Annotated in this window: 26 protein-coding genes; 16 read left to right on the plus strand and 10 right to left on the minus strand. The window is 70.3% G+C overall.

Annotated features, from left to right (window positions below):
* Positions 1 to 185: 185 nt before the first annotated feature.
* From obgE to BZG35_RS01005, 9 genes are all read left to right on the plus strand, one after another.
* A complete protein-coding gene (gene obgE, locus BZG35_RS00965) occupies positions 186 to 1,238 on the plus strand; it encodes a GTPase ObgE (protein ID WP_077353934.1) in 1,053 nt (350 codons plus the stop codon).
* Between the two features lie 50 nt (positions 1,239 to 1,288).
* Positions 1,289 to 1,537 (plus strand): hypothetical protein, encoded by a 249-nt coding sequence (locus BZG35_RS00970; protein WP_077353935.1) that lies wholly within the window; start codon positions 1,289 to 1,291, stop codon positions 1,535 to 1,537.
* A gap of 80 nt (positions 1,538 to 1,617) precedes the next feature.
* Complete coding sequence (locus BZG35_RS00975) at positions 1,618 to 2,271, plus strand: nicotinate-nucleotide adenylyltransferase (RefSeq protein WP_077353936.1); 654 nt, start codon at positions 1,618 to 1,620, stop codon at positions 2,269 to 2,271.
* Between the two features lie 276 nt (positions 2,272 to 2,547).
* Complete coding sequence (rsfS, locus tag BZG35_RS00980) at positions 2,548 to 2,904, plus strand: ribosome silencing factor (RefSeq protein WP_253189320.1); 357 nt, start codon at positions 2,548 to 2,550, stop codon at positions 2,902 to 2,904.
* Positions 2,905 to 2,911: 7 nt separating this feature from the next.
* The gene (rlmH, locus tag BZG35_RS00985; protein WP_077353937.1) at positions 2,912 to 3,376 is read left to right on the plus strand and encodes a 23S rRNA (pseudouridine(1915)-N(3))-methyltransferase RlmH; all 465 of its coding nucleotides are present in this window, start codon (positions 2,912 to 2,914) and stop codon (positions 3,374 to 3,376) included.
* Positions 3,376 to 4,443 (plus strand): murein hydrolase activator EnvC, encoded by a 1,068-nt coding sequence (locus BZG35_RS00990; RefSeq protein WP_077353938.1) that lies wholly within the window; start codon positions 3,376 to 3,378, stop codon positions 4,441 to 4,443. Before rlmH ends, BZG35_RS00990 begins: the two co-directional genes overlap by 1 nt.
* 238 nt (positions 4,444 to 4,681) lie before the next feature.
* A complete protein-coding gene (locus BZG35_RS00995; protein ID WP_077353939.1) occupies positions 4,682 to 6,052 on the plus strand; it encodes a S41 family peptidase in 1,371 nt (456 codons plus the stop codon).
* Positions 6,053 to 6,357: 305 nt separating this feature from the next.
* A complete protein-coding gene (locus BZG35_RS01000; protein WP_077353940.1) occupies positions 6,358 to 7,557 on the plus strand; it encodes a divergent polysaccharide deacetylase family protein in 1,200 nt (399 codons plus the stop codon).
* A gap of 113 nt (positions 7,558 to 7,670) precedes the next feature.
* On the plus strand, positions 7,671 to 8,153 hold the full coding sequence (locus BZG35_RS01005) for an RNA pyrophosphohydrolase (RefSeq protein WP_077353941.1): 483 nt from the start codon (positions 7,671 to 7,673) through the stop codon (positions 8,151 to 8,153).
* A 312-nt stretch (positions 8,154 to 8,465) separates the two neighbouring features.
* On the opposite strand, the gene BZG35_RS01010 is transcribed toward BZG35_RS01005, so the two are convergent.
* The 9 genes from BZG35_RS01010 to BZG35_RS01050 form a co-directional block, all read right to left on the minus strand.
* Positions 8,466 to 8,693, minus strand: coding sequence for a DUF1272 domain-containing protein (locus BZG35_RS01010; protein WP_077353942.1), 228 nt, complete (start codon positions 8,691 to 8,693; stop codon positions 8,466 to 8,468).
* A gap of 63 nt (positions 8,694 to 8,756) precedes the next feature.
* Positions 8,757 to 9,086 (minus strand): multidrug efflux SMR transporter, encoded by a 330-nt coding sequence (locus BZG35_RS01015; protein WP_077353943.1) that lies wholly within the window; start codon positions 9,084 to 9,086, stop codon positions 8,757 to 8,759.
* 247 nt (positions 9,087 to 9,333) lie between these two features.
* Positions 9,334 to 9,657, minus strand: a complete 324-nt coding sequence (locus tag BZG35_RS01020) for a YnfA family protein (protein ID WP_077353944.1) — start codon at positions 9,655 to 9,657, stop codon at positions 9,334 to 9,336.
* Positions 9,654 to 10,637 carry a metallophosphoesterase gene (locus BZG35_RS01025; protein ID WP_077353945.1) on the minus strand — a complete coding sequence of 328 codons (984 nt, stop codon included), beginning with the start codon at positions 10,635 to 10,637 and terminating at the stop codon, positions 9,654 to 9,656. The genes BZG35_RS01020 and BZG35_RS01025 overlap by 4 nt, the downstream gene beginning before the upstream one ends.
* A gap of 6 nt (positions 10,638 to 10,643) precedes the next feature.
* Positions 10,644 to 10,913 carry an ATP synthase F1 subunit epsilon gene (locus BZG35_RS01030; protein WP_077353946.1) on the minus strand — a complete coding sequence of 90 codons (270 nt, stop codon included), beginning with the start codon at positions 10,911 to 10,913 and terminating at the stop codon, positions 10,644 to 10,646.
* Positions 10,913 to 12,448: a F0F1 ATP synthase subunit beta gene (gene atpD / locus BZG35_RS01035; protein ID WP_077353947.1), complete on the minus strand. Its 1,536-nt coding sequence runs from the start codon at positions 12,446 to 12,448 to the stop codon at positions 10,913 to 10,915. The genes BZG35_RS01030 and atpD overlap by 1 nt, the downstream gene beginning before the upstream one ends.
* Positions 12,449 to 12,490: 42 nt before the next feature.
* Positions 12,491 to 13,369: a F0F1 ATP synthase subunit gamma gene (locus BZG35_RS01040; RefSeq protein WP_077353948.1), complete on the minus strand. Its 879-nt coding sequence runs from the start codon at positions 13,367 to 13,369 to the stop codon at positions 12,491 to 12,493.
* A gap of 33 nt (positions 13,370 to 13,402) precedes the next feature.
* Positions 13,403 to 14,938, minus strand: a complete 1,536-nt coding sequence (gene atpA, locus BZG35_RS01045) for a F0F1 ATP synthase subunit alpha (RefSeq protein ID WP_077353949.1) — start codon at positions 14,936 to 14,938, stop codon at positions 13,403 to 13,405.
* Between the two features lie 80 nt (positions 14,939 to 15,018).
* Positions 15,019 to 15,573, minus strand: a complete 555-nt coding sequence (locus tag BZG35_RS01050) for a F0F1 ATP synthase subunit delta (protein WP_077353950.1) — start codon at positions 15,571 to 15,573, stop codon at positions 15,019 to 15,021.
* Between the two features lie 255 nt (positions 15,574 to 15,828).
* Between BZG35_RS01050 and BZG35_RS01055 the strand changes: the two genes are divergently transcribed.
* The 7 genes from BZG35_RS01055 (at position 15,829) to BZG35_RS01085 (ending at position 22,034) form a co-directional block, all read left to right on the plus strand.
* A complete protein-coding gene (locus BZG35_RS01055) occupies positions 15,829 to 16,479 on the plus strand; it encodes a PepSY-associated TM helix domain-containing protein (RefSeq protein WP_150125879.1) in 651 nt (216 codons plus the stop codon).
* A gap of 8 nt (positions 16,480 to 16,487) precedes the next feature.
* Positions 16,488 to 17,000, plus strand: a complete 513-nt coding sequence (locus tag BZG35_RS01060) for a DUF2271 domain-containing protein (RefSeq protein ID WP_077353951.1) — start codon at positions 16,488 to 16,490, stop codon at positions 16,998 to 17,000.
* A 14-nt stretch (positions 17,001 to 17,014) separates the two neighbouring features.
* Positions 17,015 to 17,815: a DUF4198 domain-containing protein gene (locus BZG35_RS01065; RefSeq protein WP_077353952.1), complete on the plus strand. Its 801-nt coding sequence runs from the start codon at positions 17,015 to 17,017 to the stop codon at positions 17,813 to 17,815.
* A 77-nt stretch (positions 17,816 to 17,892) separates the two neighbouring features.
* A complete protein-coding gene (locus BZG35_RS01070; protein WP_077353953.1) occupies positions 17,893 to 18,876 on the plus strand; it encodes an FAD:protein FMN transferase in 984 nt (327 codons plus the stop codon).
* Entirely contained in the window at positions 18,873 to 20,228 is a 1,356-nt protein-coding gene (locus tag BZG35_RS01075; RefSeq protein WP_077353954.1) for a sulfite reductase subunit alpha, read from the plus strand. The genes BZG35_RS01070 and BZG35_RS01075 overlap by 4 nt, the downstream gene beginning before the upstream one ends.
* 140 nt (positions 20,229 to 20,368) lie before the next feature.
* On the plus strand, positions 20,369 to 21,199 hold the full coding sequence (locus BZG35_RS01080; protein ID WP_077353955.1) for a TerC family protein: 831 nt from the start codon (positions 20,369 to 20,371) through the stop codon (positions 21,197 to 21,199).
* Positions 21,200 to 21,203: 4 nt separating this feature from the next.
* Complete coding sequence (locus tag BZG35_RS01085) at positions 21,204 to 22,034, plus strand: glutaminyl-peptide cyclotransferase (RefSeq protein ID WP_077353956.1); 831 nt, start codon at positions 21,204 to 21,206, stop codon at positions 22,032 to 22,034.
* On the opposite strand, the gene BZG35_RS01090 is transcribed toward BZG35_RS01085, so the two are convergent.
* Positions 22,031 to 22,897 (minus strand): Ku protein, encoded by an 867-nt coding sequence (locus BZG35_RS01090; RefSeq protein ID WP_077353957.1) that lies wholly within the window; start codon positions 22,895 to 22,897, stop codon positions 22,031 to 22,033. The genes BZG35_RS01085 and BZG35_RS01090 overlap by 4 nt on opposite strands.
* Positions 22,898 to 22,977 lie beyond the last annotated feature (80 nt).

Raw genomic sequence — 22,977 nt, forward strand, 5'->3', positions numbered from 1 at the left:
CCCGTCCTCGCTGCGCGATGACGTATGAAGGTGATCGTATACGATCACCTTCATGTCCCCCGAGGGGGAGGGAGAGGTCTGTCTGACACCCGCCTGTAAATCGCCGCTCTCTTCGCCTATAGGGCGCGGTCAAGCCGCGCGACCCGGCGTCGCGCGCGTCCGCGCCCTCTCTTAGAAATCCCCCGATGAAGTTCCTCGACCAGGCCAAGATCTACATCCGCTCCGGCAATGGCGGGGCGGGCTCCGTCTCGTTCCGGCGCGAGAAATTCATTCCCAACGGCGGGCCGGACGGCGGCGACGGCGGCCATGGGGGCAATGTCTGGGTCGAGGCGGTCGACGGGCTGAACACCCTGATCGACTACCGCTACCAGCAGCATTTCAAGGCCCCGACCGGCGGCCACGGCCAGGGCCGGCAGATGCACGGGGCCAAGGGCGAGGACGTGGTGCTGAAGGTCCCGGTCGGCACCCAGGTCCTGGGCGAGGACAAGGAGACGGTCGTGCTGGACATGACCGAGGCCGGCCAGAAGGAGCTGCTGCTCTCGGGCGGCAACGGCGGCTGGGGCAATGTCCGCTTCAAGGGCCCGATCAACCAGGCCCCGCGCCACGCCAATCCCGGTCAGGAAGGCCAGGAGATGTGGATCTGGCTGAGGCTGAAGCTGATCGCCGACATCGGCCTGGCCGGCCTGCCCAACGCCGGAAAGTCGACCTTCCTGGCCGCCGCCAGCGCCGCCCGGCCCAAGATCGCCGACTATCCGTTTACCACCCTGGCCCCCAACCTCGGCATGGTGGACCTGAGCCCCGGCGAACGGTTCGTGATCGCCGACATCCCCGGCCTGATCGAGGGGGCGTCCGAGGGCGCGGGCCTGGGCACGCGCTTCCTGGGCCACGTCGAGCGCTCGGCCTCCCTGATCCACCTGGTCGACGGCACCCAGGACGACGTGGCCGAGGCCTATCGCATCATCCGGGGCGAACTGGACGCCTACGGCGAAGGCCTGGCCGACAAGCAGGAGATCCTGGCCCTCAACAAGATCGACGCCCTGACCCCCGAGGCGCGCGAGGAGAAGGCGGCGGAGCTGGCGGCAGTGGCCGGACGCCGGCCTATGCTGGTCTCGGGCGTGTCCGGCGAGGGCGTGCCCGAACTGCTGCGCGCCGCCTGGGCCGAGGTGCGGAAGACGCGCGGCGAGATCGACGCCGACGGCGACGAGATCGCCTCCGACGCCGACCAGTGGAAGCCCTGAACCGGGAACCGCATCGGCCGCCGACCGCTCCCTGACCGCAAGGAGCCATTATGACCGACAGAGACCAGACCGAGGGCCGCGAGAAGAACGGCGCCATCCCCGGCGGCAAGCCCGAGGCCTCGACCTCGAAGGAGGCCGTCGAACGCACCGGGCGGCAGGGCCGCGAGAACGCAGGCCCCGACGGCCCTGATCCCACCGTGGTCGGCGACACCTTCAAGAAGGCTCCCGCGCCGAGCGCGCCGATCGACGAACCCGCTTCGGCCTCGACCGACACGCCGAAGGACACCCTCGCCGGCTGAGCGCGACGCGAAGGGCGACAGCCGACCGGTCCCGTGTTAGCGCACGGCTGAGCATAAGCCGTCCACGAGCGCGAACCGTCTTGTCCTTCTTCCACGCCGGTCCCGCGCCCCAGGCCAGCGGCCCCCGTCCGGGGGCGCTGCGGGACGGGCTGGGCCTGAGCCCAGGGATGCGGGTCGGCCTGTTCGGCGGCTCGTTCAACCCGGCCCACGACGGCCACGCCCATGTCGCCGAGACCGCCCTGCAGCGGCTGGACCTGGACCGCGTGGTCTGGCTGGTCTCGCCCCAGAACCCGCTCAAGGACAGCCGCCAGACCGCCCCCCTGGCCGACCGCATGGCCTCGGCGCGCGACCGGGCCCACGGGCCCCGGATGATCGTTTCGGATTTCGAGACCCGGGTCGGCACGCGCTGGACGGTCGACACCCTGCGAGCCCTGCAGCGGCGGCACCCGGGCGTGAAGTTCGTCTGGCTGATGGGGTCGGACAATCTGGAGACCTTCCACCGCTGGCGCGGCTGGACCGACATCATGCGGATGATGCCGGTGGCCGTGGTCGCCCGCCCGGGCAGCCTGCTGGAAAGCCGCTCCGCCCCCGCCGCGCGACGCTTCGCCGGCCACCGCGTCTCGTCGCGCGAGGCCCGCCTGCTGCCCCTGATGACCGCCCCCGCCTGGACCTATCTGCGCGCGCCTTTGAACCCCAGTTCGTCGACGGCGCTGCGCGCCAAAGCCCACGGGTGACCAATCGGGCTGGATATGCTAGAGAGCGTCTTTAGTGAACCCGCCCGGAGCCTTCCGCTGACCCCCTCGCCCGCGCACGACGCGCAAGACCATCCCATCAAGGATGAGGCCGTTTCGAACACGGCCCACGAAACCGATCCGATCGAACCCCTCCACGCCGAGGACGGCGAAGACGGTTCGGACGACGACCTTTCCGACGACTCCGCCGCCGACTTCCCGCTGTTCAACGCGGATGCCGACGACGCCGACGACGCCTCGAACTTCGACCGCCAGGGCGTGGTGCCGACCGGCTCCAACGCGCTGGAGACCGCCCTGCTGTCCAAGCTGGACGAGGACAAGGCCCAGGACATCGTCCTGATCGACCTGAAGGGCAAGTCGCCCATGGCCGACACCATGATCGTGGCCTCGGGCCGGTCGCACCGCCACGTCGGCGCCCTCGCCGACCACCTGCTGCGCACGCTGAAGGAACAGGGCCTGGGTCGCGCCAAGGTCGAGGGCCTGCCGCACTGCGACTGGGTGCTGATCGACGCCGGCGACGTCATCGTCCACCTGTTCCGGCCCGAGGTGCGGATGTTCTACAACATCGAGAAGATCTGGGCCGTCGACAGCGCCCACCGCACGGCGAACGCCTGATCCACCCATGAGGCTGGCCATCGCCGCCATCGGCAAGCCGGGGCGCGGGCCCGAGGCCAGCCTCGCCGCCGACTATGCCGCCCGCGCCAGCGCCGCGGGTCGCGTCCTGGGCCTCGGCCCGCTGGAGCTGATCGACCTCGATCCCAGGAAGCCCGGCAAGGCCCCGGAGGCCGAGCTGATTTTGGCCGCCGCCGAAGGCGCCCACCTGATCGCCTGCGACGAGCGGGGCAGGACCTATCCCAGCCGCGCCTTCGCCGACCACATCGCCACCCTGCGCGACCGCGGCGAGCGGCGGCTGGTGTTCGCCATCGGCGGGGCGGACGGGCTGGACGCCTCGGTCCTGGCCGCCGCCGGATCGACCCTGGCCTTCGGGCCCCAGACCTGGCCCCACGCCCTGGCCCGGGCGATGCTGGCCGAACAGCTGTACCGGGCGGTGACGATCTTGGCCGGATCACCCTATCATCGCGACTGATGAACCGGCCCGCCCTCCTGTCCCTGCTGCTCGCCCTGTCGGCCCTGCCGGCTGCGGCCTCCGTTCAGGACGACCTCGAACAGCTCCAGGCCCGCTATCGCGACGAGGTCATCCGCGCCCGCCGCCTGCGCGCCGACGCCGCCGAGGCCTCGGTCTCTTTGACCGCCCTCGACCGCCAGCTGGCGGTCCTGCGTCGTGACCAGACCGCCGACGACGTGCAGATGTCGGCCCAGCGCCAGCGTCTGCGCGACCTGTCCGCCCGCGAGGCCGCCATCGTCACGGAACTGGCCCGCACGCGCGACGCCCAGGGCCGGCTGTTCTCGGCCCTGCAGATGATGAGCCGCCGCCCGCCCCCGCCGCTGCTGATCCCCGCCGACCAGGCCGTCGACACCGTCCGCGCCGCGATCCTGATGAAGACCATGGCCCCCGCGCTGCAGGGCCGCGCCGCCGCCATCGGCGCCCGCCAGGCCGAGATCCGCCGCATCCGCCGCCTCGCCGTCCTGGCCAGCGAACGGCTGCTGACCAGCGAGAGCGCCCAGGGCGACCGCCGGGCCGAGATCGAGGACCTGGTCGCCCGCCGCGCGGCCCTGCTGGCCGTGCTGAAGGCCGACGCCGATCGGGCCGATCGGGCCTCGGCGGCGCTCGAGACCCACATCCGCGACCTGGGCGGCCGCCCGGCCAGCGTGGCCCGCTCCGAGGACGCGGCGCCCGCCATGCGCCTGCCCGCCGGCCGCGCCCGCCTGACGCCGCCGGTGGCCGGCGCGCCCTCCACCCGGTTCGGGCGCGGCTCCAGCGGCTGGCGCTGGCCGTCGTCGGCCGGCCCCGTCGCCGCCCCCGCCGCCGCCCGCGTCGACTATGCCGGTCCGCTCAGCGGCTGGGGCCAGGTCGTCATCCTGGACCTCGGTCCCGGCTGGCGCGCCGTCGTCGCCGGTCTGGACGTCGTCGCCGTGGCCCCCGGCGACCGGATCGCCGACGGCCAGTCGCTCGGCACCGGCACCCCCGGCGGCGAGGTCTATCTGGAACTCCGCCGCGAGGACCGGCCCGTGGATCCGGCACCGTATCTATGAGGAGTAGGGCTTAGGGCTTAGGGCTTAGGGCTTAGCCGACACTGTGCCAGATCCAGCCTGTACCCCTCTCTTCTAAGACCTAAGACCTAAGCCCTCCCTTCCCAATCCCCCTTCCCAACCCCGCCGCACACTGATTTTATCCACCGGACGCGCGGTGGCCATGATTTCAGCGTGTGATCTAAGCCCTAAGCCCTACTCACTAAGCCCTGCCGCCCCCGGGCGGCCTGAAAGAGACCGAATGCGTAAACTGCTCATCGTCGGCGGCGCCGCTCTGGCCCTGGGGCTCAGCGGCATGGCCGTGGCCTCGCAGACGCCGCGGAACGAGACCTTCCGCATGCTGCAGCTGTTCGGCGACACCCTGGCCGTGGTCGAGCAGGCCTATGTCGTCCCGGTCGACAACAAGAAGCTGATCGAGGCCGCCCTGGCCGGCATGATGACCGCCCTCGACCCGCACTCCAACTATCTGTCGCCGGACGGCTATGGCGAGCTGCAGGAGCGGACCACCGGCGAATATTCGGGCGTCGGCCTGACCATCTCGGCCGAGGGCGGCCTGGTCAAGGTCATCTCGCCGATGGACGACAGCCCCGCCGCCCGCGCCGGGGTCAAGGCGGGCGACGTCATCTCCGCCATCGACGGCCAGAACGCCTCGGGCCTGACCGTGTCCCAGGTCTCGGACAAGCTGCGCGGGGCCATGGGCACGGCGGTCAAGGTCACCTTCCTGCGCGACGGCGAGGAGCCGCTGGAGACCACCCTGGTCCGCGAGGTCATCAAGGTCGACAGCGTCACCGGCCGTGTCGAGGGGGAGTTCGGCTATTTGCGGGTCTCGACCTTCAACCAGAACACCGGCCGCGAACTGACCGCCGCGATCGCCAAGATCAAGGCGGAGAACCCGGGCGTGAAGGGCTATGTGCTGGACCTGCGCAACAACGGCGGCGGCCTGCTGACGGCCGCCATCGACGTCTCGGACGCCTTCCTGGAACGCGGCGAGATCGTCAGCCAGCGGGGCCGGAAACCCGACCAGATCGAACGCTATGCCGCCCGCGCCGGCGATCAGATCGAGGGCCTGCCCCTGGTGGTCCTGATCAACTACGGCTCGGCCTCCGCCTCCGAGATCGTCGCCGGGGCGCTGAAGGATCAGGAACGGGCCACGATCGTCGGCCTGACCAGCTTCGGCAAGGGGTCGGTCCAGACCGTGATCCCGCTGCGCAACGGCCAGGACGGGGCCCTGTCGATCACCACGGCGCGCTACTACACCCCCTCCGGCTCCTCGATCCAGAAGATCGGCATCGAGCCCGACCTCGAGGTCGCCCGCACCGAGGCCGAGGCGCGGATCGTGTCCCGCTCCAGCTTCATCTATTCCGAGGCCGCCTATGCCACGGCCCTGGACGCCTCGATCGGGGCCGAGCGCAAGGGCGCCCACACGCCCCGCGAGGCGCCGGGCAAGGACTATGACGAGGAGGCCGACTATCAGCTGCAGCGGGCGCTGGACGTGCTGCGCGCCGACGGCGACCTGACCCGCCTCGCCGCCGCCCCCGAAGGCATCGTCATCAGCGACGGCACGGTCGAGACCGCCGCGATCGACACCACGGAAGCGCCGGAAGGCGAATAGGCGAGCGAAAGGCCTTCCCCCGCCCTTCGCGGGGGAAAGCCGTCCGTCTTCGGCCGCAGGCCGAACAGGACGGATGGGGGAACTTGGTCTTCTGCAAAGCCAGGCAAGACTTCCCCCATCGGCCCTGGATCGCTGCGCGATCGATGGGCCGCTTTCCCCCATGAAGAATGGGGGAAGGGCTCATGCGACGCCCCAATCATGCCTAATGCCCCGTTAGGCTTTCTTAACCGCCGTCCGTTCATAGTCCCCGGCGAAGGTCGACGTCCGGAATCCGTCCGGTCGCCTGCATCGAGCGTCCGCCCATCATGTTCGCCAAGCGCCAGTCCGCCCTCGCCGCCGCCGCCGGAGCCCCGCCCACGGGCCGGATGCCGCGGCTCGATTTCAAGCCCGTCGCCGCCCTGCTGAAGAAGCCGCCGGTCGCGGTGGGGGCTGCGGGCCTGCTGCTGCTCGGGGCCGTGGCCCTGTTCCTGACCGTGCTGGGCGACCCCAGCGCCGGCACCCCCTCCGCCCGCGTGGCCCTGAAGCGCGAGGCCGCCGTCGCCCCGCCCGCGCCCAGCGGGCTGGAGGCCTTCAGCATGGGCGGGTTCGGCGCCTGGCAGGGTCTGTCGGGCGTCCCCATCGACCCGACCACCGGCGCCGCCGGGGGCGAGGCCCTGATCACCCTGCCGGACGGGACCACCGTCGCCGGCGGCGCCGCCGTTGCAGCGCCGCAGCAGCCGGCTCAGCCGCTGGTCGCGGCTCCGATCGCCGGCCTCAGCCAGCCGGGGCCCCAGGGCCTCCTTCCGGTCATCGCCACCGACGGCCGGGTTCCGGCCCAGGCCTATGCCCGCCCCTTCCGTCCCAACGGCAAGCCGACCGTGGCCCTGATCGTCGGCGGCCTCGGCCTCAACGCCGTGACCACCCGAGCCGCCATCGAACGCCTGCCCGCCGACGTCACCCTGTCGTTCGTGCCCTATGCCGACGGCCTGCAGGGCTGGATCAACCTGGCCCGGGCCCAGGGCCATGAGGTGATGATCGAGATCCCGATGGAGCCGACCGGCTATCCCAACACCGATCCCGGCCCCTACACCCTGCTGAACAGCGCCACCCCCGACGACGTCGAGGCCAAGATGAACTGGCTGCTGGGCCGCGCCACGGGGTATTTCGCCGTCACCAACTATCTGGGCGACCAGTTCATGAGCTCCGACACCGGCATGAGCGCCTTTCTCGGCATCCTGCGCCAGCGCGGCGTCGCCTTCCTCGACGACGGCTCGGCCCGGCGCCGCCCGGGCGCCTGGGCCCGCGCCTCGGCCGACAGCGTGATCGACGAGACCCAGACCCCCGCCGCCATCATCGGGGCCCTCAACGGCCTGGAGGCCGCCGCCCGGACCCGGGGCGCCGCCCTCGGCACCGGCTTCGCCTACCCCGTCACGGTCGAGGCCGCCGCCCGCTGGACAGCCGGCCTCGACGCCCGCGGCCTGCAACTGGCCCCCGCCTCGGCGATGACGCGGCGGCCGGGACGCTGACGCGCAGGCAGTAGGCAGTAGGGTGTCGGGGTCATGCGACCCGTTCAAAGCGCAGGACAGCGTCCCACCATTTTTCTTGCTTCCTACTGCCTACTGCCTACTGCCTACTGCCTATGCAGCCCTTCCCCAAGCACCGCCCCAACGTCGGCGTCGTCCTGTTCAACGCCGCGGGCCAGGTCTGGTACGGCCACCGCGCCGGCCAGCTGCACGGCCACGCCTGGCAGTTCCCGCAAGGCGGCGTGGACAAGGGCGAGGATCTGGAAGCCGCCGCCCGGCGTGAGCTGGAGGAGGAGACCGGGGTCACCTCGGTCGAGCTTCTGGCCCGGACCGACGGATGGATCGTCTACGACTTCCCCGCCGCCCTGAAGCTGGCGCACAAGCTCAAGGGCCGCAAACCCTGGGACGGCCAGAAACAGGTCTGGTTCGCCTTCCGCTTCACCGGTGAGGACGCCGAGATCGACCTGAACCGCCATGCGGAGGTCGAATTCGACGCCTGGCGCTGGGGCGCCCTGTCCGAGGCCTGCGACCTGATCGTCCCCTTCAAGCGCGACGCCTACGCCCAGGTCGTCGCGACCTTCGGCCGGTTCGCGGTTTAAGGGCGTTAGGCCGTTCGTCGGTCTTGTCGCTGCGCTGTCCGCGGTGATCCGACAATGGCGGGTTCATCACAGAGAACACAAAGGGAGCCACAAAGGGCACGACGGTTCCTATGATGTGGTCCGAACCGGGCCGTCGTCGCCTGGATCGATGCGGCGTACGCCGCAATCAAACCTCAGGCCCAGGACATCGACCTCAACACGGCTCCGCTACCTCCGTGTCCTTTGTGGCCTTTCTTCGTGCCCTTTGTGATGAACCTGTCGGCCGCCGCCCTGGCCCGAGGGTTCAGCGACAAGTTCAAAACGGACATCGCCCTAGGCCGCGCAGCCGACCTTCAGCACCCGCCTGGTCGAGGCCGGATATTTCTCCAGCAGCCGCGCCGGCCGGACCGGCCGCTTCACCAGTTCGCCGCCGCAGTTCAGGCACACCCCGCCCACGCAGTCGGCGCAGAAGGTGCATTCGAACGTACAGATGCGCGCGTCCGGGCTGTCATAGGGCAGGTCCCGGTCGCAGCATTCGCAGTTGGGCCGAAGCTCCAGCATCGATGTCTCCCCCAAGGCTCAAGCAGCGAGACGCTGCGTATCGAGCGATAGCGCCCCTTCCGGTCAGTGCGAAGAGCCCCCCGGAGCCAGGCGGAAGATGACCAGTCCCGCGACGACGAGCAAGGCCGCCAGCACCCGCCACAGGGTCAGGCTCTCGCCCAGCAGGACCACCCCGACCACGAAGGCCCCCACCGCCCCGATCCCGGTCCAGATCACATAGGCCGTGCCCATCGGCAGGACCTTCATCGCCTGCGACAGCAGGGCGAAGCTGACGATCATGAAGCCGATCGTCGCCACGCTGGGCCACAGCCGGGTGAAGCCCTCGGACTGTTTCATGAAATAGGCCCAGACGATCTCGAACAGGCCGGCGATGATGAGATAGACCCAGGCCATGGTGTTCGGCCCTCCTCGCAAAGGGCCGGGCCGTCCCGGGCTTGACCCGCCGCCGGGCGTCGGGGCGAGGACGTGGCCTCGTCTGAAGGGCAATCTAGGATGCCGGGCTTGAGGGTCAAGTCGGCTGAACAGACCTCGGTGGCATCGCCCTCCGGCGCCTTGTCATCCCGGCCGAGCGCAGCGAGAGCCGGGAGGTCGCCTCAACTCGGAACGCAGACCCGGCCACCGAGCCGGGATGACAAGCGGCTCAGCCGCCCCGAGGCCCCAGCAGAATGACCGCTGCCCCCACCAGGCACAGCCCGCCGCCCAGAAGGTCCCAGCGGTCCGGGGCCCTCTGCTCGACCAGCCACAGCCACAGCAGCGACGCCGCGATATAGACCCCGCCATAGGCCGCATAGGCGCGCCCCGCCGCGTCCGCCTCGACCCGCGTCAGCAGCCAGGCGAACAGGGCCAGCGACACCATCCCCGGCCCGACCCACCACACCGACTGGCCCAGCCTCAGCCAGGCCCAGAACGCGAAACAGCCGGCGATCTCGGCCAGGGCGGCCAGGACGTAGATCAGGACGGTCATGGGACGCGCGAGGCCTGGATCGAGGCCCGCGCTGGCCGCCTCAGCGTCAGGATCACGATCTCCGGCGGGGCCCGGAACCGTACGGGCAGGATCGACACCCCCACCCCGCCGGTGACGAACAGTTTGCGCCCATCCTCGTCATACAGGCCGCAGGCCCATCGCTCCGACATCCTCGAGGCGTGGACCAGACGCCCCACGAAGGGCAGGTTGACCTGGCCGCAATGGGTGTGGCCCGCCAGGGTCAGGGCCACCCGCCCGGGCACCTCGACGAAAGGGTCCGGCCAGTGGGTCAGGGCGATCACTGGGGCGGCGTCCCCGACGGTCGCCAGGGTCCGGGCGACGCGGGGCCCCTCGCGCGGCGACTCCATGTCCGCCAGACCGGCGATCCAGAACGCCCCGCCGGGCCGCTCGACGCGCTCCGCCCGGTTCTCCAGCACGCGAACCCCCGCGCGTCGCATCGCCCCGGCGATGGCGGCGTCGTCATACCAGCTGTCGTGATTGCCGAGCACGCCGTGGACGCCGAGCGGCGCGGACAGGCCGCGGAAGGCCTCGACCCCGCGCAGGATTTCGGACTGCTCCGGCCGGGCGCGCGTCGCCGCCGGTTCATGCCCCCCGGCATAGTCGCCCATCAGCATTATAACGTCAGGTCTTTCCCGGTTCATCCGCGCGACCAGCCGCTCGATGCGGGCGACGTCGGTGTGGGGGGCGGCGACATGGGTGTCGGAGATGAGACCGATGCGCAGCGGCGCGCCGGTCCAGGTCGCGCTCTCGACCGTGACCTGGCGCACCGTCAGGGTCGCGGGCTCAACCAGGAAGGCCCAGACCCCCAGCGTCCAGACCACGCCGGTCGCCACGCCCACGCTGACGGCAAGAAAAATCCGGCGACCGCGCAGCAGCCGCCGGATCAAAAAGGCGCAGACGAGGGGAGCCAGGACGGCCCCGATCCAGGCCAGGGTCAGGATCAGACCCGGCCCGGCCATCGTGGGTCAGGCCGCCGCGATCTCGGTGGCCTGTTCGGCCAGGATCGACAGGCCGGCGGGCGTCACGTCGGCGAAGCCGCCGTGGATGTCGAACCGGCGGCGCGCGCTCCCGTCGATGACCGTCACCGTGCCCTCGCGCAGGGCGGTCATGAACGGCGCGTGGTTGGCCAGGACGCCGAAGTCACCCTCGACGCCCGGCGCATCGACCTGATCCACCAGGCCCGAGAAGACCTCGCGCTCCGGCGAGACCAGCGAGAAGCTGAGCTTGCCCGCCATTAGGACGCGTCCGCGGCCAGTTTCTGGGCCTTCTCGACGGCTTCCTCGATGGCGCCGACCATGTAGAAGGCGGCTTCGGGCAGGTGGTCGTATTCACCGGCGACGATGCCCTTGAAGCTGCGGATGGTGTCGGCCAGCTCGACGAACTTGCCGGGCGCATTGGTGAACTGCTCGGCCACGAAGAAGGGCTGCGACAGGAAGCGCTGGATCTTGCGGGCGCGCGAGACGACCAGCTTGTCCTCTTCCGACAGCTCGTCCATGCCCAGGATGGCGATGATGTCCTTCAGCGCCTTGTACTGCTGCAGGACTTCCTGGACCGAACGGGCGACGCGGTAGTGCTCCTCGCCGATGACCAGCGGGTCCATGATCCGGCTGGTGGAGTCCAGCGGGTCCACGGCCGGGAAGATGGCCTGGGCGGCGATGTCGCGGTTCAGCACGGTCGTCGCGTCGAGGTGGGCGAAGGAGGCGGCGGGCGCGGGGTCGGTCAGGTCGTCGGCGGGGACGTAGATGGCCTGGATCGAGGTGATCGAGCCCTTCTTGGTCGAGGTGATCCGCTCCTGCAGATTGCCCATCTCGGTCGCCAGCGTCGGCTGATAGCCCACCGCCGACGGGATGCGGCCCAGCAGGGCGGACATTTCCGAACCGGCCTGGGTGAAGCGGAAGATGTTGTCGATGAACAGCAGGACGTCCTTGCCCTCTTCGTCGCGGAAATATTCGGCCTGGGCCAGGCCGGTCAGGGCGACGCGGGCGCGGGCCCCGGGAGGCTCGTTCATCTGGCCGTAGACCAGGGCGCATTTGGAGCCCTCGCCGCCGCCGGCGACGTTCACGTTGGACTCGATCATCTCGTGATACAGGTCGTTGCCCTCGCGGGTGCGCTCACCCACGCCGGCCAGGACGGAATAGCCGCCGTAGGCCTTGGCGATGTTGTTGATCAGCTCCTGCATGGTCACGGTCTTGCCCACGCCGGCGCCGCCGAACAGGCCGGTCTTGCCGCCCTTGGTGTAGGGGCAGATCAGGTCGATGACCTTGATGCCCGTGACGAGGATCTCGGAGCTGGTCGACTGCTCCTCGAACGTCGGGGCCTCGCGGTGGATCGGACGGTACATGGTCGTCTGGATCGGGCCGGCCTCGTCGATCGGCGCGCCGACGACGTTCATGATGCGGCCCAGGGTGCCCGGTCCGACCGGCGCCTGGATCGAGGAACCCGTGTCCGTCACCGGCTGGCCGCGCGTCAGGCCTTCGGTCGTGTCCATCGAGATGGTGCGGACCATGTTCTCCCCCAGGTGCTGGGCGACTTCCAGCACCAGGGTGAAGGGCTCGCCCGTCTTCTGGTCGACGTTCTGGGTGTGCAGGGCGTTCAGAATGGCCGGCAGGTGGCCGGTGAACTCCACGTCGACCACGGCGCCGATGACCTGGGCGACCTTGCCCACGCCGGTGCCGGCCGAAAACACGGTGTTGCCGGTGGCGGCGGCTTCGGCCGGGGCCTTGGGCTTGCGGGGGGCGGCGGGCTTCTTGGGGGCGACGGTGTCGGTCATCGGGTGCGGTCCGTTTATCGTGTGTCTGTCAGGATCGGAGGATCAGAGCGCTTCCGCGCCGGCGATGATCTCGATCAGTTCGGTGGTGATCTGGGCCTGGCGCTTGCGGTTGTACGTCAGCCTCAGGGCGGTGATGAGTTCGCCCGCGTTGCGCGTGGCGTTGTCCATGGCCCCCATCTGGGCGCCGAAGAAGCTGGCCTGGTTCTCCAGCAGCGCGGCCAGGACCTGGGTCTTCAGGTTGCGCGGCAGCAGGGTCTCGAGGATCTCCTCTTCCGAGGGCTCGTATTCATAGACCGCGCCGTTCAGGTCGATCGGGGCGGCGCCGCCGTCGACCACGGCGGGGATCAGCTGTTTCGGCGTCGGCACCTGGCTGATCACCGACTGGAAGCGGCTGTAGATCAGGGTCACGACGTCGGCGTTGCCGGCCTCGAACTCGGCCGCGATGCGGGCGGCGATCGGCTCGGCGAGGCTCATGCCGATGACCTTGTGGCCGCTCAGCTCGAAGGTCTCGATGATCCGGCCGCCGTACAGGCGGGTCAGGCCGTCGCGGACCTTGCGGCCCACGGCGATGATCTTCACATCCTTGCCGTGGGCGACCAGGGTGTTGATCCGGTCCCGCGCGGCGCGGATGACGTTGGAGTTGAACCCGCCGGCCAGACCCTTGTCGCCCGTGGCCACCACCACCAGGTGCTTCTGGTCCGACCCGGTCCCGGCCAGCAGCCGGGGCGCGTCGTCGCCGGTCACGCCCGCCGCCAGATTGGCGATCACGGCGGCCATCTTGGTGGCATAGGGCCGGGCGCTCTCGGCCTGGTCCTGGGCGCGTTTGAGCTTGGCCGCGGCGACCATGTTCAGGGCCTTCGTGATCTTCTGCGTGGACTTCACGCTTTCGATCCGATTGCGCATTTCCTTGAGACTGGCCATCGGCGCTACTCTTTCAGCTTTCCGGGGTCAGACTTAGGCGAAGGTCTTGGCGAAGCCGTCGATGGCGGCCTTCAGCTCGGCTTCCAGGTCCTTGGACAGGGCCTTGGTCGACTTGATGGCGTCCAGGGTCGACTGGTGGGCCGAATGCATCCGGGCCAGCAGTTCGCTCTCGAAGCGGGCGATGTCGGCCACCGCGATCTTGTCGAGGAAGCCGCGCGTGCCGGCATAGATCGACACCACCTGCTCCTCGACCGTCAGCGGCGAGTACTGGGGCTGTTTCAGCAGTTCCGTCAGGCGCGCGCCGCGGGCCAGCAGGTTCTGGGTCGAGACGTCCAGGTCCGAGCCGAACTTGGCGAAGGCGGCCATCTCCCGATACTGGGCCAGCTCGCCCTTGATCGAACCGGCGACCTGTTTCATCGCCTTGATCTGGGCCGAGGAGCCCACGCGCGACACCGAGATGCCGACGTTCACGGCCGGGCGGATGCCCTGGTAGAACAGGTCGGACTCCAGGAAGATCTGGCCGTCGGTGATCGAGATCACATTGGTCGGGATATAGGCCGAGACGTCGTTGGCCTGGGTCTCGATCAGCGGCAGGGCGGTCATCGAGCCCGAGCCGTTGTCCTCGTTCAGCTTGGCCGACCGCTCCAGCAGGCGGCTGTGCAGATAGAAGACGTCGCCCGGATAGGCCTCGCGGCCCGGCGGACGGCGCAGCAGCAGCGACATCTGGCGATACGCCACAGCCTGCTTGGACAGGTCGTCATAGACGATCAGAGCGTGCATGCCGTTGTCGCGGAAGAACTCGCCCATGGCGGTGCCGGCGAACGGGGCCAGGAACTGCAGCGGGGCGGGCTCCGACGCCGTGGCGGCCACGACGATCGTGTATTCCAGGGCGCCGCGCTCCTCGAGCGTCTTGACGATCTGGGCCACGGTCGAGCGCTTCTGCCCGATGGCGACATAGATGCAGTACAGCTTGTCGCTTTCCGACGCGCCTTCGACGTTGATCGACTTCTGGTTCAGGATCGCGTCGATGGCCACGGCGGTCTTGCCGACCTGGCGGTCGCCGATGATCAGTTCGCGCTGGCCGCGGCCGACGGGGATCAGGGTGTCGATGGCCTTCAGGCCGGTCTGCATCGGCTCGTGCACCGACTTGCGGGGGATGATGCCCGGCGCCTTGACGTCGACGCGGCGGCGCTCGGTGAACTGGATCGGGCCCTTGCCGTCGATCGGCTCGCCCAGCGGGTTGACGACGCGGCCCAGCAGGCCCTTGCCGACCGGCACGTCCACGATCTCGCCCAGGCGGCGCACTTCGTCGCCCTCGGCGATGGCGGCGTCGGCGCCGAAGATCACGGCCCCGACGTTGTCGCGCTCCAGGTTCAGGGCCATGCCCTTAACCCCGGCCTTGGGGAATTCGATCATCTCGCCGGCCTGGACGTTGTCCAGACCGTGGATGCGGGCGATGCCGTCGCCGACCGACAGGACCTGGCCCACGTCCGAGACGTCGGCTTCCACGCCGAAATTGGCGATCTGGGACTTGAGGATGGCCGAAATCTCGGCGGCGCGGATGTCCATGGTCGGGCTCTCTGTTTCGTCTTTTCAGGTGCGCGGCCCCCCTTTTTACAGGCTGGGGCCACGTCATAGCGTTGGGTGGCTTATGCCCGTTTGAGGGCGAACTTCATCTGGTCGAGCTTGGTCTTCAGCGAGGCGTCGAACAGTTTCGAGCCGACCTTGACCTTCAGCCCGCCCAGGATCGAGGGATCCACGCGGGTGGTCAGTTCCGGCACCTTGCCCAGGGCCTGGACCAGGGCGCCGCGGATATGGGTCGTCTGGAGCGGGGTCAGGGCCACGGCCGAGACGATCTCGGCGGCCACGACTCCGGTGTGGCGCGCATACAGGGTCTCGAACCCGGTGATGACGCCGGCCAGGTCGCGGGCGCGGCCGTTCTGGGCCAGCAGGCCGAGGAAATTCACGGTCGTCGTCTCGAACTTGGCGGCGGTGGCGACGGCGGTCAGGCCCCGGCCCTGCTCTTCGGCCGACAGGAGCGGCGACTGGGCCATGCGGCGCAGGTCGTCGCTCTCGATCCAGGCGGCCTTCAGCGACAACAGGTCGCTGCGCACGGCGTCGAGTTTGCCCGTCTCGAGCGCGAGATCGAACAGCGCCTGAGCGTACCGCGCGCCGACTTCCGTCGTTCTGAAATCGTCAGCCAAGGCCTGTCCGTCCGAAATACGTATCTGTTCAAGCGACCGGTCGCGAGCCTCGCGCCGATCAAAGGCCTGTAATGCTTATGGAAAGCACTCAACGAGCCGTTTCGCTGGAAACGCCCCCTGGAAGCCGGGCGCCTGATAGCATGGGGCCGGGGCTGTCGCAACCGGAGGCGTGAGCGATGTGTCCGGCTTCCACTAAGACAGCGGCCCGGCCGTGTGGCTACTTGCTAATCATTCGCAGTCGCGGCACAAGACGGTGTGTCCAATGCCTCCGTCCCCGTGAACAAGGCCTCGATCGTTCCCGCGACGCGCGGGTTCTGGCTCAAGCAATTGCATCAGTGGCACTGGATCTCGGCGGCGGTCAGCCTCGTGGGGCTGCTGCTGTTCGCGATCACCGGCATCACCCTCAACCACGCGGCCCAGATCCCGGGCGAGCCCCGGGTCGTCGAGCGCACGGCCGTGCTCGCGGCCCCGCTCGTGTCCCGTCTGGACGCGATGGCGGCCGAGACGACGGACCCGGTGCCCGAGGCCGTCGCGCGCGGCGTGCAGGCGGCCCTGGACGTCGCCATCGGCGGCCGGCCCACCGAGACCACGCCGGACGAGGTGTATGTCGCCCTGGCCGAGCCCGGGGGCGATGCCTGGCTGACGATCGACCGGGCCACCGGCGACCTGGTCCACGAGCGCACCACGCGCGGCGCGGTCGCCTACCTCAACGACCTGCACAAGGGACGCAACGCCGGCGCCGTCTGGTTCTGGTTCATCGACGTCTTCGCCGTGGCCTGCCTCGTCTTCGCCGTCACCGGCCTGGCCCTGACCTGGATGCATGCCCGCCAGCGCCCCTCGACCTGGCCGCTGCTGGGGCTCGGCCTGCTCGTTCCCGTCGTCATCGCCCTTCTGTTCATTCATTGAGACCCGCCATGAACCGCCTGCCCCTGCTCCTGACCGCCACCGCCGCCGGCGCCCTGGCCGGCCCCGCCGCCGCCGCCGACCTGTCGGTCTCCGTCGAACTGCCGCACCTGTTGGGGGCCGCCTATCACCGGCCCTATGTGGCGGTCTGGATCGAGCGCCCGGACCAGACGGCGGTCCGCACCCTGGCGGTCTGGTACCAGCAGACGGCCAACAGCGAGGGCCGGGGCGAGGACTGGCTGAAGGACATGCGCACCTGGTGGCGCAAGGCCGGGCGCAGCATGACCCTGCCGGCCGACGGGGTCTCCAGCGCCACCAAGGCCCCGGGCCGCCACAGCGTGACCGTGCCGGCCGCGCGCCTCGCCGGCCTGCCCGCCGGAAACTACGTCGTCGCGGTCGAGGCGGCGCGTGAATTGGGCGGACGCGAGGTCGTGCGCGTGCCCTTCCGCTGGGGCGGGCCCAACACCGGCGCGGCCTCCGGCGCCACCGAACTCGGCGCTGTCCGCGTCACCGTCACCCGCTGAACAGGAAGCCCATCATGAAACGCGCCCTCGCCCTCGTCGCCGCCGTCGCCGCCCTCGCCGCGCCCCTGACGGCCCAGGCCCACCGCGCCTGGCTGGCCCCGACCGCCACCGTCCTGTCCGGGACCGAGGCCTGGGTCGGTTTCGACGCCGCCATGTCCAACGGGGTCTTCATTCCGGACCATGCCGCCATGCGGCTGGACGGCCTGGTCGTCACCGGGCCCGACGGCCAGCCGGTCACGGCCGAGAACATGCACCGCGCCCGCTACCGCGCCACCTTCGACGTCCACCTGACCACGCCCGGCACCTACCGCGTCGCCAACGTCAGCAACGGTCTGATGGTCAGCTACAAACAGGGCGGCGAGCAGAAGCGCTGGCGCGGCGCAGAAGCCGAGATGGCGGCCAATGTGCCGGCCGACGCCACCGAGGTCTCGGCCACCCTGAACAGCAACCGCATCGAGACCTTCGTGACCCTGGGCGCGCCGAACGACACGGCCCTGGCTCCCACCGGCGAGGGCATCGAACTGGTGCCGGTGAGCCACCCCAACGACCTGGTCGCCGGCGAGGCCGCGCGCTTCAAACTGCTGCACGACGGCGCCCCGGCCGGCGATCTGGAGGTCACGGTCGCGCGGGGCGGCAGCCGCTACCGCGACAATCCCGAGGAGATGACGGTGCGGACGGACGCGGACGGGATCTTCACCGTCACCTGGCCCGAGGCCGGTCTGTACTGGATCAACGCCTCGGTCCGCTCCCCGGCCGAGGGCGAGCGCCGGGCGACCAACGCCCAGTACAGCGGTGTCCTGGAAGTCCTGCCCTGAGCCCTTCGAGCGCCTCGGCCCCGCCGCCGGTCCTGATCGAACCGGCGGCTGACACCCGGGTCCTGATCGCGGTCGATATGACCCGTCCGCCGTCGGCCATGGCGGACGGGCGGATCCACCGGCTCGCCGGTCAGACCATGGGCACGGTCTGGTCGATCCACGTCGTGCTGGGGCCGTCGGACGATCCGGCGACGGTCGGGCGCGCCGCCGTCTCGACGCTGGACCACCAGGTCGCGACCTTCAGCCATTGGGACCCGACCTCCGAGCTGTCGCGCTTCAACGCCGCCCCGCCCGGGCGAGTCCCCGTCTCGGCCGAGCTGTGGGCGGTCATCGAGCCGGCCCTGGCCCTGGCCCGCGAGACGGACGGGGCGCTGGATCCCGCCCTGGGCGCCCTCGTCGATCTGTGGGGATTTGGACCCCCAGGCCCGCGCCCGGCCGACCGCCGCCTGCCCCCGGACACCGAGATCATGGCCGCCCGCGCCTGCGGCGGCTGGCGACGGCTGGAGCCCGACGCCGCGACCCGCAGCCTGCGTCAGCCCGGCGGCCTGCGCCTGGACCTGTCCGGCATCGCCAAGGGACACGCCGTGGACCGGCTGTCCGAGGCGCTGTCGGCGGCCGGGTTCGACCACCATCTGGTCGAGATCGGCGGCGAGCTGCGCGGCCAGGGCGTCAAGCCGGACGGCCTGCCCTGGTGGGTCGAGATCGAGTCGCCACCGGGCGCGGCTGGCCCTCGCACCCTGGTGGCGCTGCATGGCCTGGCCCTCGCCACCTCCGGCGACGCGGAGCGCGCGTTCGAGGCCGCCGGCCATCGGTACGGCCACACCCTCGACGGCCGCACCGGCCGGCCGATCGACAACGGACTGGCCGCGGTCAGCGTCGTGGCCGACACGGCGCGGCAGGCCGATGCCCTCGCCACCGCCCTGACCGTGATGGGGCCGCTCGCGGGGCCGGCCTGGGCCGAGGCCCGGGGCATCGCCGCCCTGTTCCGGGTCCGGAGCGTCGCCGGTCCGCGAGAGATCGCGACCGCCGCCGCCCGCGACATGATGGATGAGCCCGCATGACCTCCGACCCGTCGCGCTGGCTGTGGGCCGGGCTGGCGATCCTGGCGTGGCTGATCCTGGTCGCCGCCCAGGTCTGGCGCGCGCGACGGGCGTCGCGGCACGCCGCCGCCCGTCGCCAGGCCCTGTCAGCCGGGGACGACGCCGTCCTGATCGCCCACGCCGGCCAGACCGGCACGGCCGAGGCCCTGGCCTGGATGACCGCCGAGACCCTGGCGCGCGCGGGCACGCCGGCGCGGGTGGAGGCGCTCGCAGCCCTGACGCCCCGGACCCTGGTCGAGGCGGGCCGGGTGCTCGTCATCGCCTCCACCACCGGAGAAGGCGATGCCCCGGACGCCCTGGCCGGGTTCGTCGCCCGGCACATGGCCGCGCCGGCTGAGCTGGCGGGCGTCCGCTACGGGCTCCTGGCCCTGGGCGACCGCGGCTATGAGCGGTTCTGCGGCTTCGGCAGAACGCTGGACGACTGGATGGGCCGCTCGGGCGCCGCGGCCCTGTTCGACCGGATCGAGGTCGACGACGGCGATCCGGGGGCGATCCGGCACTGGCAGCACCAGCTCGGCACCCTGACCGGCCACGCCATCGAGGCCGACTGGTCCCCGCCCAGCCTGGACCCCTGGCGGCTGGTCGACCGCCGCCACCTCAATCCCGGCAGCCCGGGCGGCGAGATCCACTGGCTGGCCTTCCAGCCCGAGCGGCCGGGCGCGGACTGGTCGGCGGGCGATATCGCCGAGATCGGCCTGCCCCATGCGCCGGGGATCAGCCGCGACTATTCGATCGCCTCCCTGCCGGACGAGGGGCGGCTCGGCCTGATCGTGCGCCGCATGCGGCGACCGGACGGGACCCCCGGCCTGGCCTCGGGCTGGCTCACCGGCGATCTGGCGGTCGGCGACAGCCTGGGGCTGAGGGTGCGCCGCAACGCCGCCTTCCACCCCCCGTCGCCGGAGTGTCCCCTCATCCTGATCGGCAACGGAACCGGCCTGGCCGGTCTGCGGGCCCACTGGCGCGCCCGCGCCGGATCCGGCCACGGCGGGACCTGGCTGATGTTCGGGGAGCGGACCGCGGCGCACGACCGCCTGCTGGACGAGGACCTGCAGGCCGCCCTGCGCGCGGGGCTGCTGACGCGCCTGGATCGCACCTTCTCGCGCGACCCCGACGACGGCCGCTATGTCCAGGCCCTGATCGACGAACACGGCGCCGATCTGCGCGACTGGATCGGGCGGGGCGGGGTCATCCTGGTCTGCGGTGCCCTGGAAGGCATGGCCGCGGGTGTGGACGAGGCCCTGGCGCGACAGCTCGGCGAGCCGCTCCTGCTGACCCTCAAGGAGACCGGCCGCTATCGCCGCGACGTCTACTGATCGGCGGCCCCCCGCATGTCCCGGCTGACGGACTGCGAACGTGTCGCAGTCGGCTTACGGCACAGATGGGGTCACGCCGCGTTGGGGATGCGCTATAGCGGACCAAACGCCGCACCTTTCCACTGCACCAGGACCCCTTGATGCTCGATTCGATTACGCCCCTTCTGTCCGACCCCGCCGCCTGGGCGGCCCTGGTCACCCTGGTGATCATGGAGATCGTGCTGGGGATCGACAATCTGATCTTCATCTCGATCCTGTCGAACAAGCTGCCGGAGGCGGACCGCCAGCGGGTGCGGCGCATCGGCATCGGCCTGGCCCTGGTCATGCGTCTGGCCCTGCTGTCGATCATCGCCTGGCTGGTCGGCCTGGTGCAGCCGGTGTTCTCGGTCATGGGCAACGAATTCTCTTGGAAGGACCTGATCCTGATCGCGGGCGGCCTGTTCCTGATCTGGAAGGCGACCAAGGAGATCCACCACACCGTCGACCCCACGCCCAGCCACGACGTGCTGGACAAGAAGGACGTGATGATCACCAACGCCGGGGCGGCGATCTTCCAGATCATCCTGCTGGACCTCGTGTTCTCGATCGACTCCATCCTGACCGCCGTCGGCATGACCGAACACCTGCCGATCATGGTCGTCGCCGTTCTGGCCGCCGTGACCGTCATGCTGCTGGCCGCCGACCCCCTGGCCAATTTCATCGCCAGGAACCCGACCGTTGTCATGCTGGCCCTGGGCTTCCTCCTGATGATCGGTCTCGTCCTGATCGCCGATGGCTTCGGCTTCCACGTGCCCAAGGGCTATATCTACGCCGCCATGGCCTTCTCGGCCGGGGTCGAGGCGCTGAACATGTTGGGGCGGTCCTCCGCCACCAAGAAGGAAAAGGCCGTCATGGCCCGCAACCTCGCGAACAAGGCCGAGGCCGACGCCCAGGCCGCCGAGGCCGAGGCCGCTTCCGAAGCGGCCCGCTGAGCCGATGCGCGCCAGGGGTCTGATCCCGGTCCTGTTCGGTGTCGCCGCCCTCGCGGCGGCAACGGCCGGCTGGGCCCAGGCCCCCGCGCCGGCCCCGGTCCAGGCTCCGGACACCCGGCCCGCCGCCCCGCCGGTCTACGACTATGAGATCGTCGCCACCTATCCGCACGACCCGGCCGCCTTCACCCAGGGGCTGATCTATCGCGACGGCGTCCTGTACGAGAGCACCGGCCGCCACCCCTCCAGCGTCCGCCGCGTGCGGCTGGAGGACGGCGTTGTGCTGCAGAAACGGGATCTGCCGGTCCAGCTGTTCGGCGAGGGCCTGACCGATTGGGGCGACCGGATCCTCAGCCTGACCTGGCAGGGCGGCCAGGGCCTCATCTGGGACGCCGACGACCTCGCCCCGGCGGGCGCCTGGACCTATACGGGCGAGGGCTGGGGGCTGACCCGCGACGCCACCCGGCTGATCCTGTCCGACGGCACGCCGACCCTGCGCTTCTTCGACCCCGAGACCCTGACCGAGACCGGCGCGGTCACCGTGACCTATCGCGGCCAGCCGGTGCCCCAGCTGAACGAGCTGGAGTTCATCGACGGCGAAGTCTTCGCCAACGTCTGGCAGAGCGACGTCGTCCTGCGCATCGATCCGGCCACCGGCGTGGTCACGGGCGTCATCGACCTGTCCGACCTCCTGCCCGAACCGGTCGCCAATCCGTCGGACGACGTCCTCAACGGGATCGCCTGGGACGCCGCCGGGCGCCGCCTGTTCGTCACCGGCAAGAACTGGCCGAAGCTGTTCGAGATCCGGCTGGTGCCGCGCGCCCGGACGGGCGGTTAGGCCGCCTTCTTCTTGGCCGCGGGTTTCTTCTCGGCCGGCTTCTTCGCCGCCGCCTTCTTGGCCGGGGCCTTCTTGGCCGCCGGGGCCGCCGACCCCTTCAGGCTGTTCCGCAGCGCCGCCATCAGGTCGATGACATTGGTGTCGTCCGGCTCCTCGACCGCCACCACGCCCTTGCCGCCCTTGGTCTTGGCCTTGATCATCTCGCGCAGGGCGTCCTCGTAGCGGTCGACGAAGTCGGAGGAATCGAAGTGCGCCTCCTTCTGGGCGATGATCCGCGCCGCGATCTCGACCATGTCGGCGTCGGCGGTCACCTCGGGGATGCTGTCGAAATAGTCGGCGCTATCCCGCACCTCGTCGTGGGCGCGCAGCGTATAGGCGACCAGCCCCTTGCCCCGCACCTCCAGCGCCAGCTGCCGCTCGCGCCCGCGCAGCACCAGCACCCCCAGGGCGATCTTGCCCTGTTTGGCCATGGCGTCGCGGATCACGGCGAAGGCCTCCACCCCCGTGCCCTTCTCGGGGACCACGAAGAAGGGATCGTCCCAGAACAGCCGGTCGATCTCGGTCTCGTCGACGAATTTGTCGATCGAGATGGTCTTGGTGCTGTCCAGCCGGACCTTGTCGAAATCGGCGTTGTCGAACAGGACGTATTCGTCCTTCGACACCTCATAGCCCTTGACCAGGTCCGACCGCTCGACCGGCCCGGTGTCCGGATCGGTCGCCACCATGCGGATGCGGTTGTTGGTCTTGGGGTTGATCATGTGGAAGCGCACGTCGCTGGTGCTCGACGTCGCGGTGTAGAGCGCCACCGGACAGGTCACCAGCGACAGCTTCAGATGGCCTTGCCAGGTCGGACGGCTGGGCATGGGCGTTCTCCACGAAAGACGGAGTCAAACACCCACCGCCCCGCTTGGTTCACAGCCGGCAGCGCCGCGGCTGCCCGCTT

Source organism: Brevundimonas sp. LM2, assembly GCF_002002865.1.
GTDB lineage: Bacteria > Pseudomonadota > Alphaproteobacteria > Caulobacterales > Caulobacteraceae > Brevundimonas.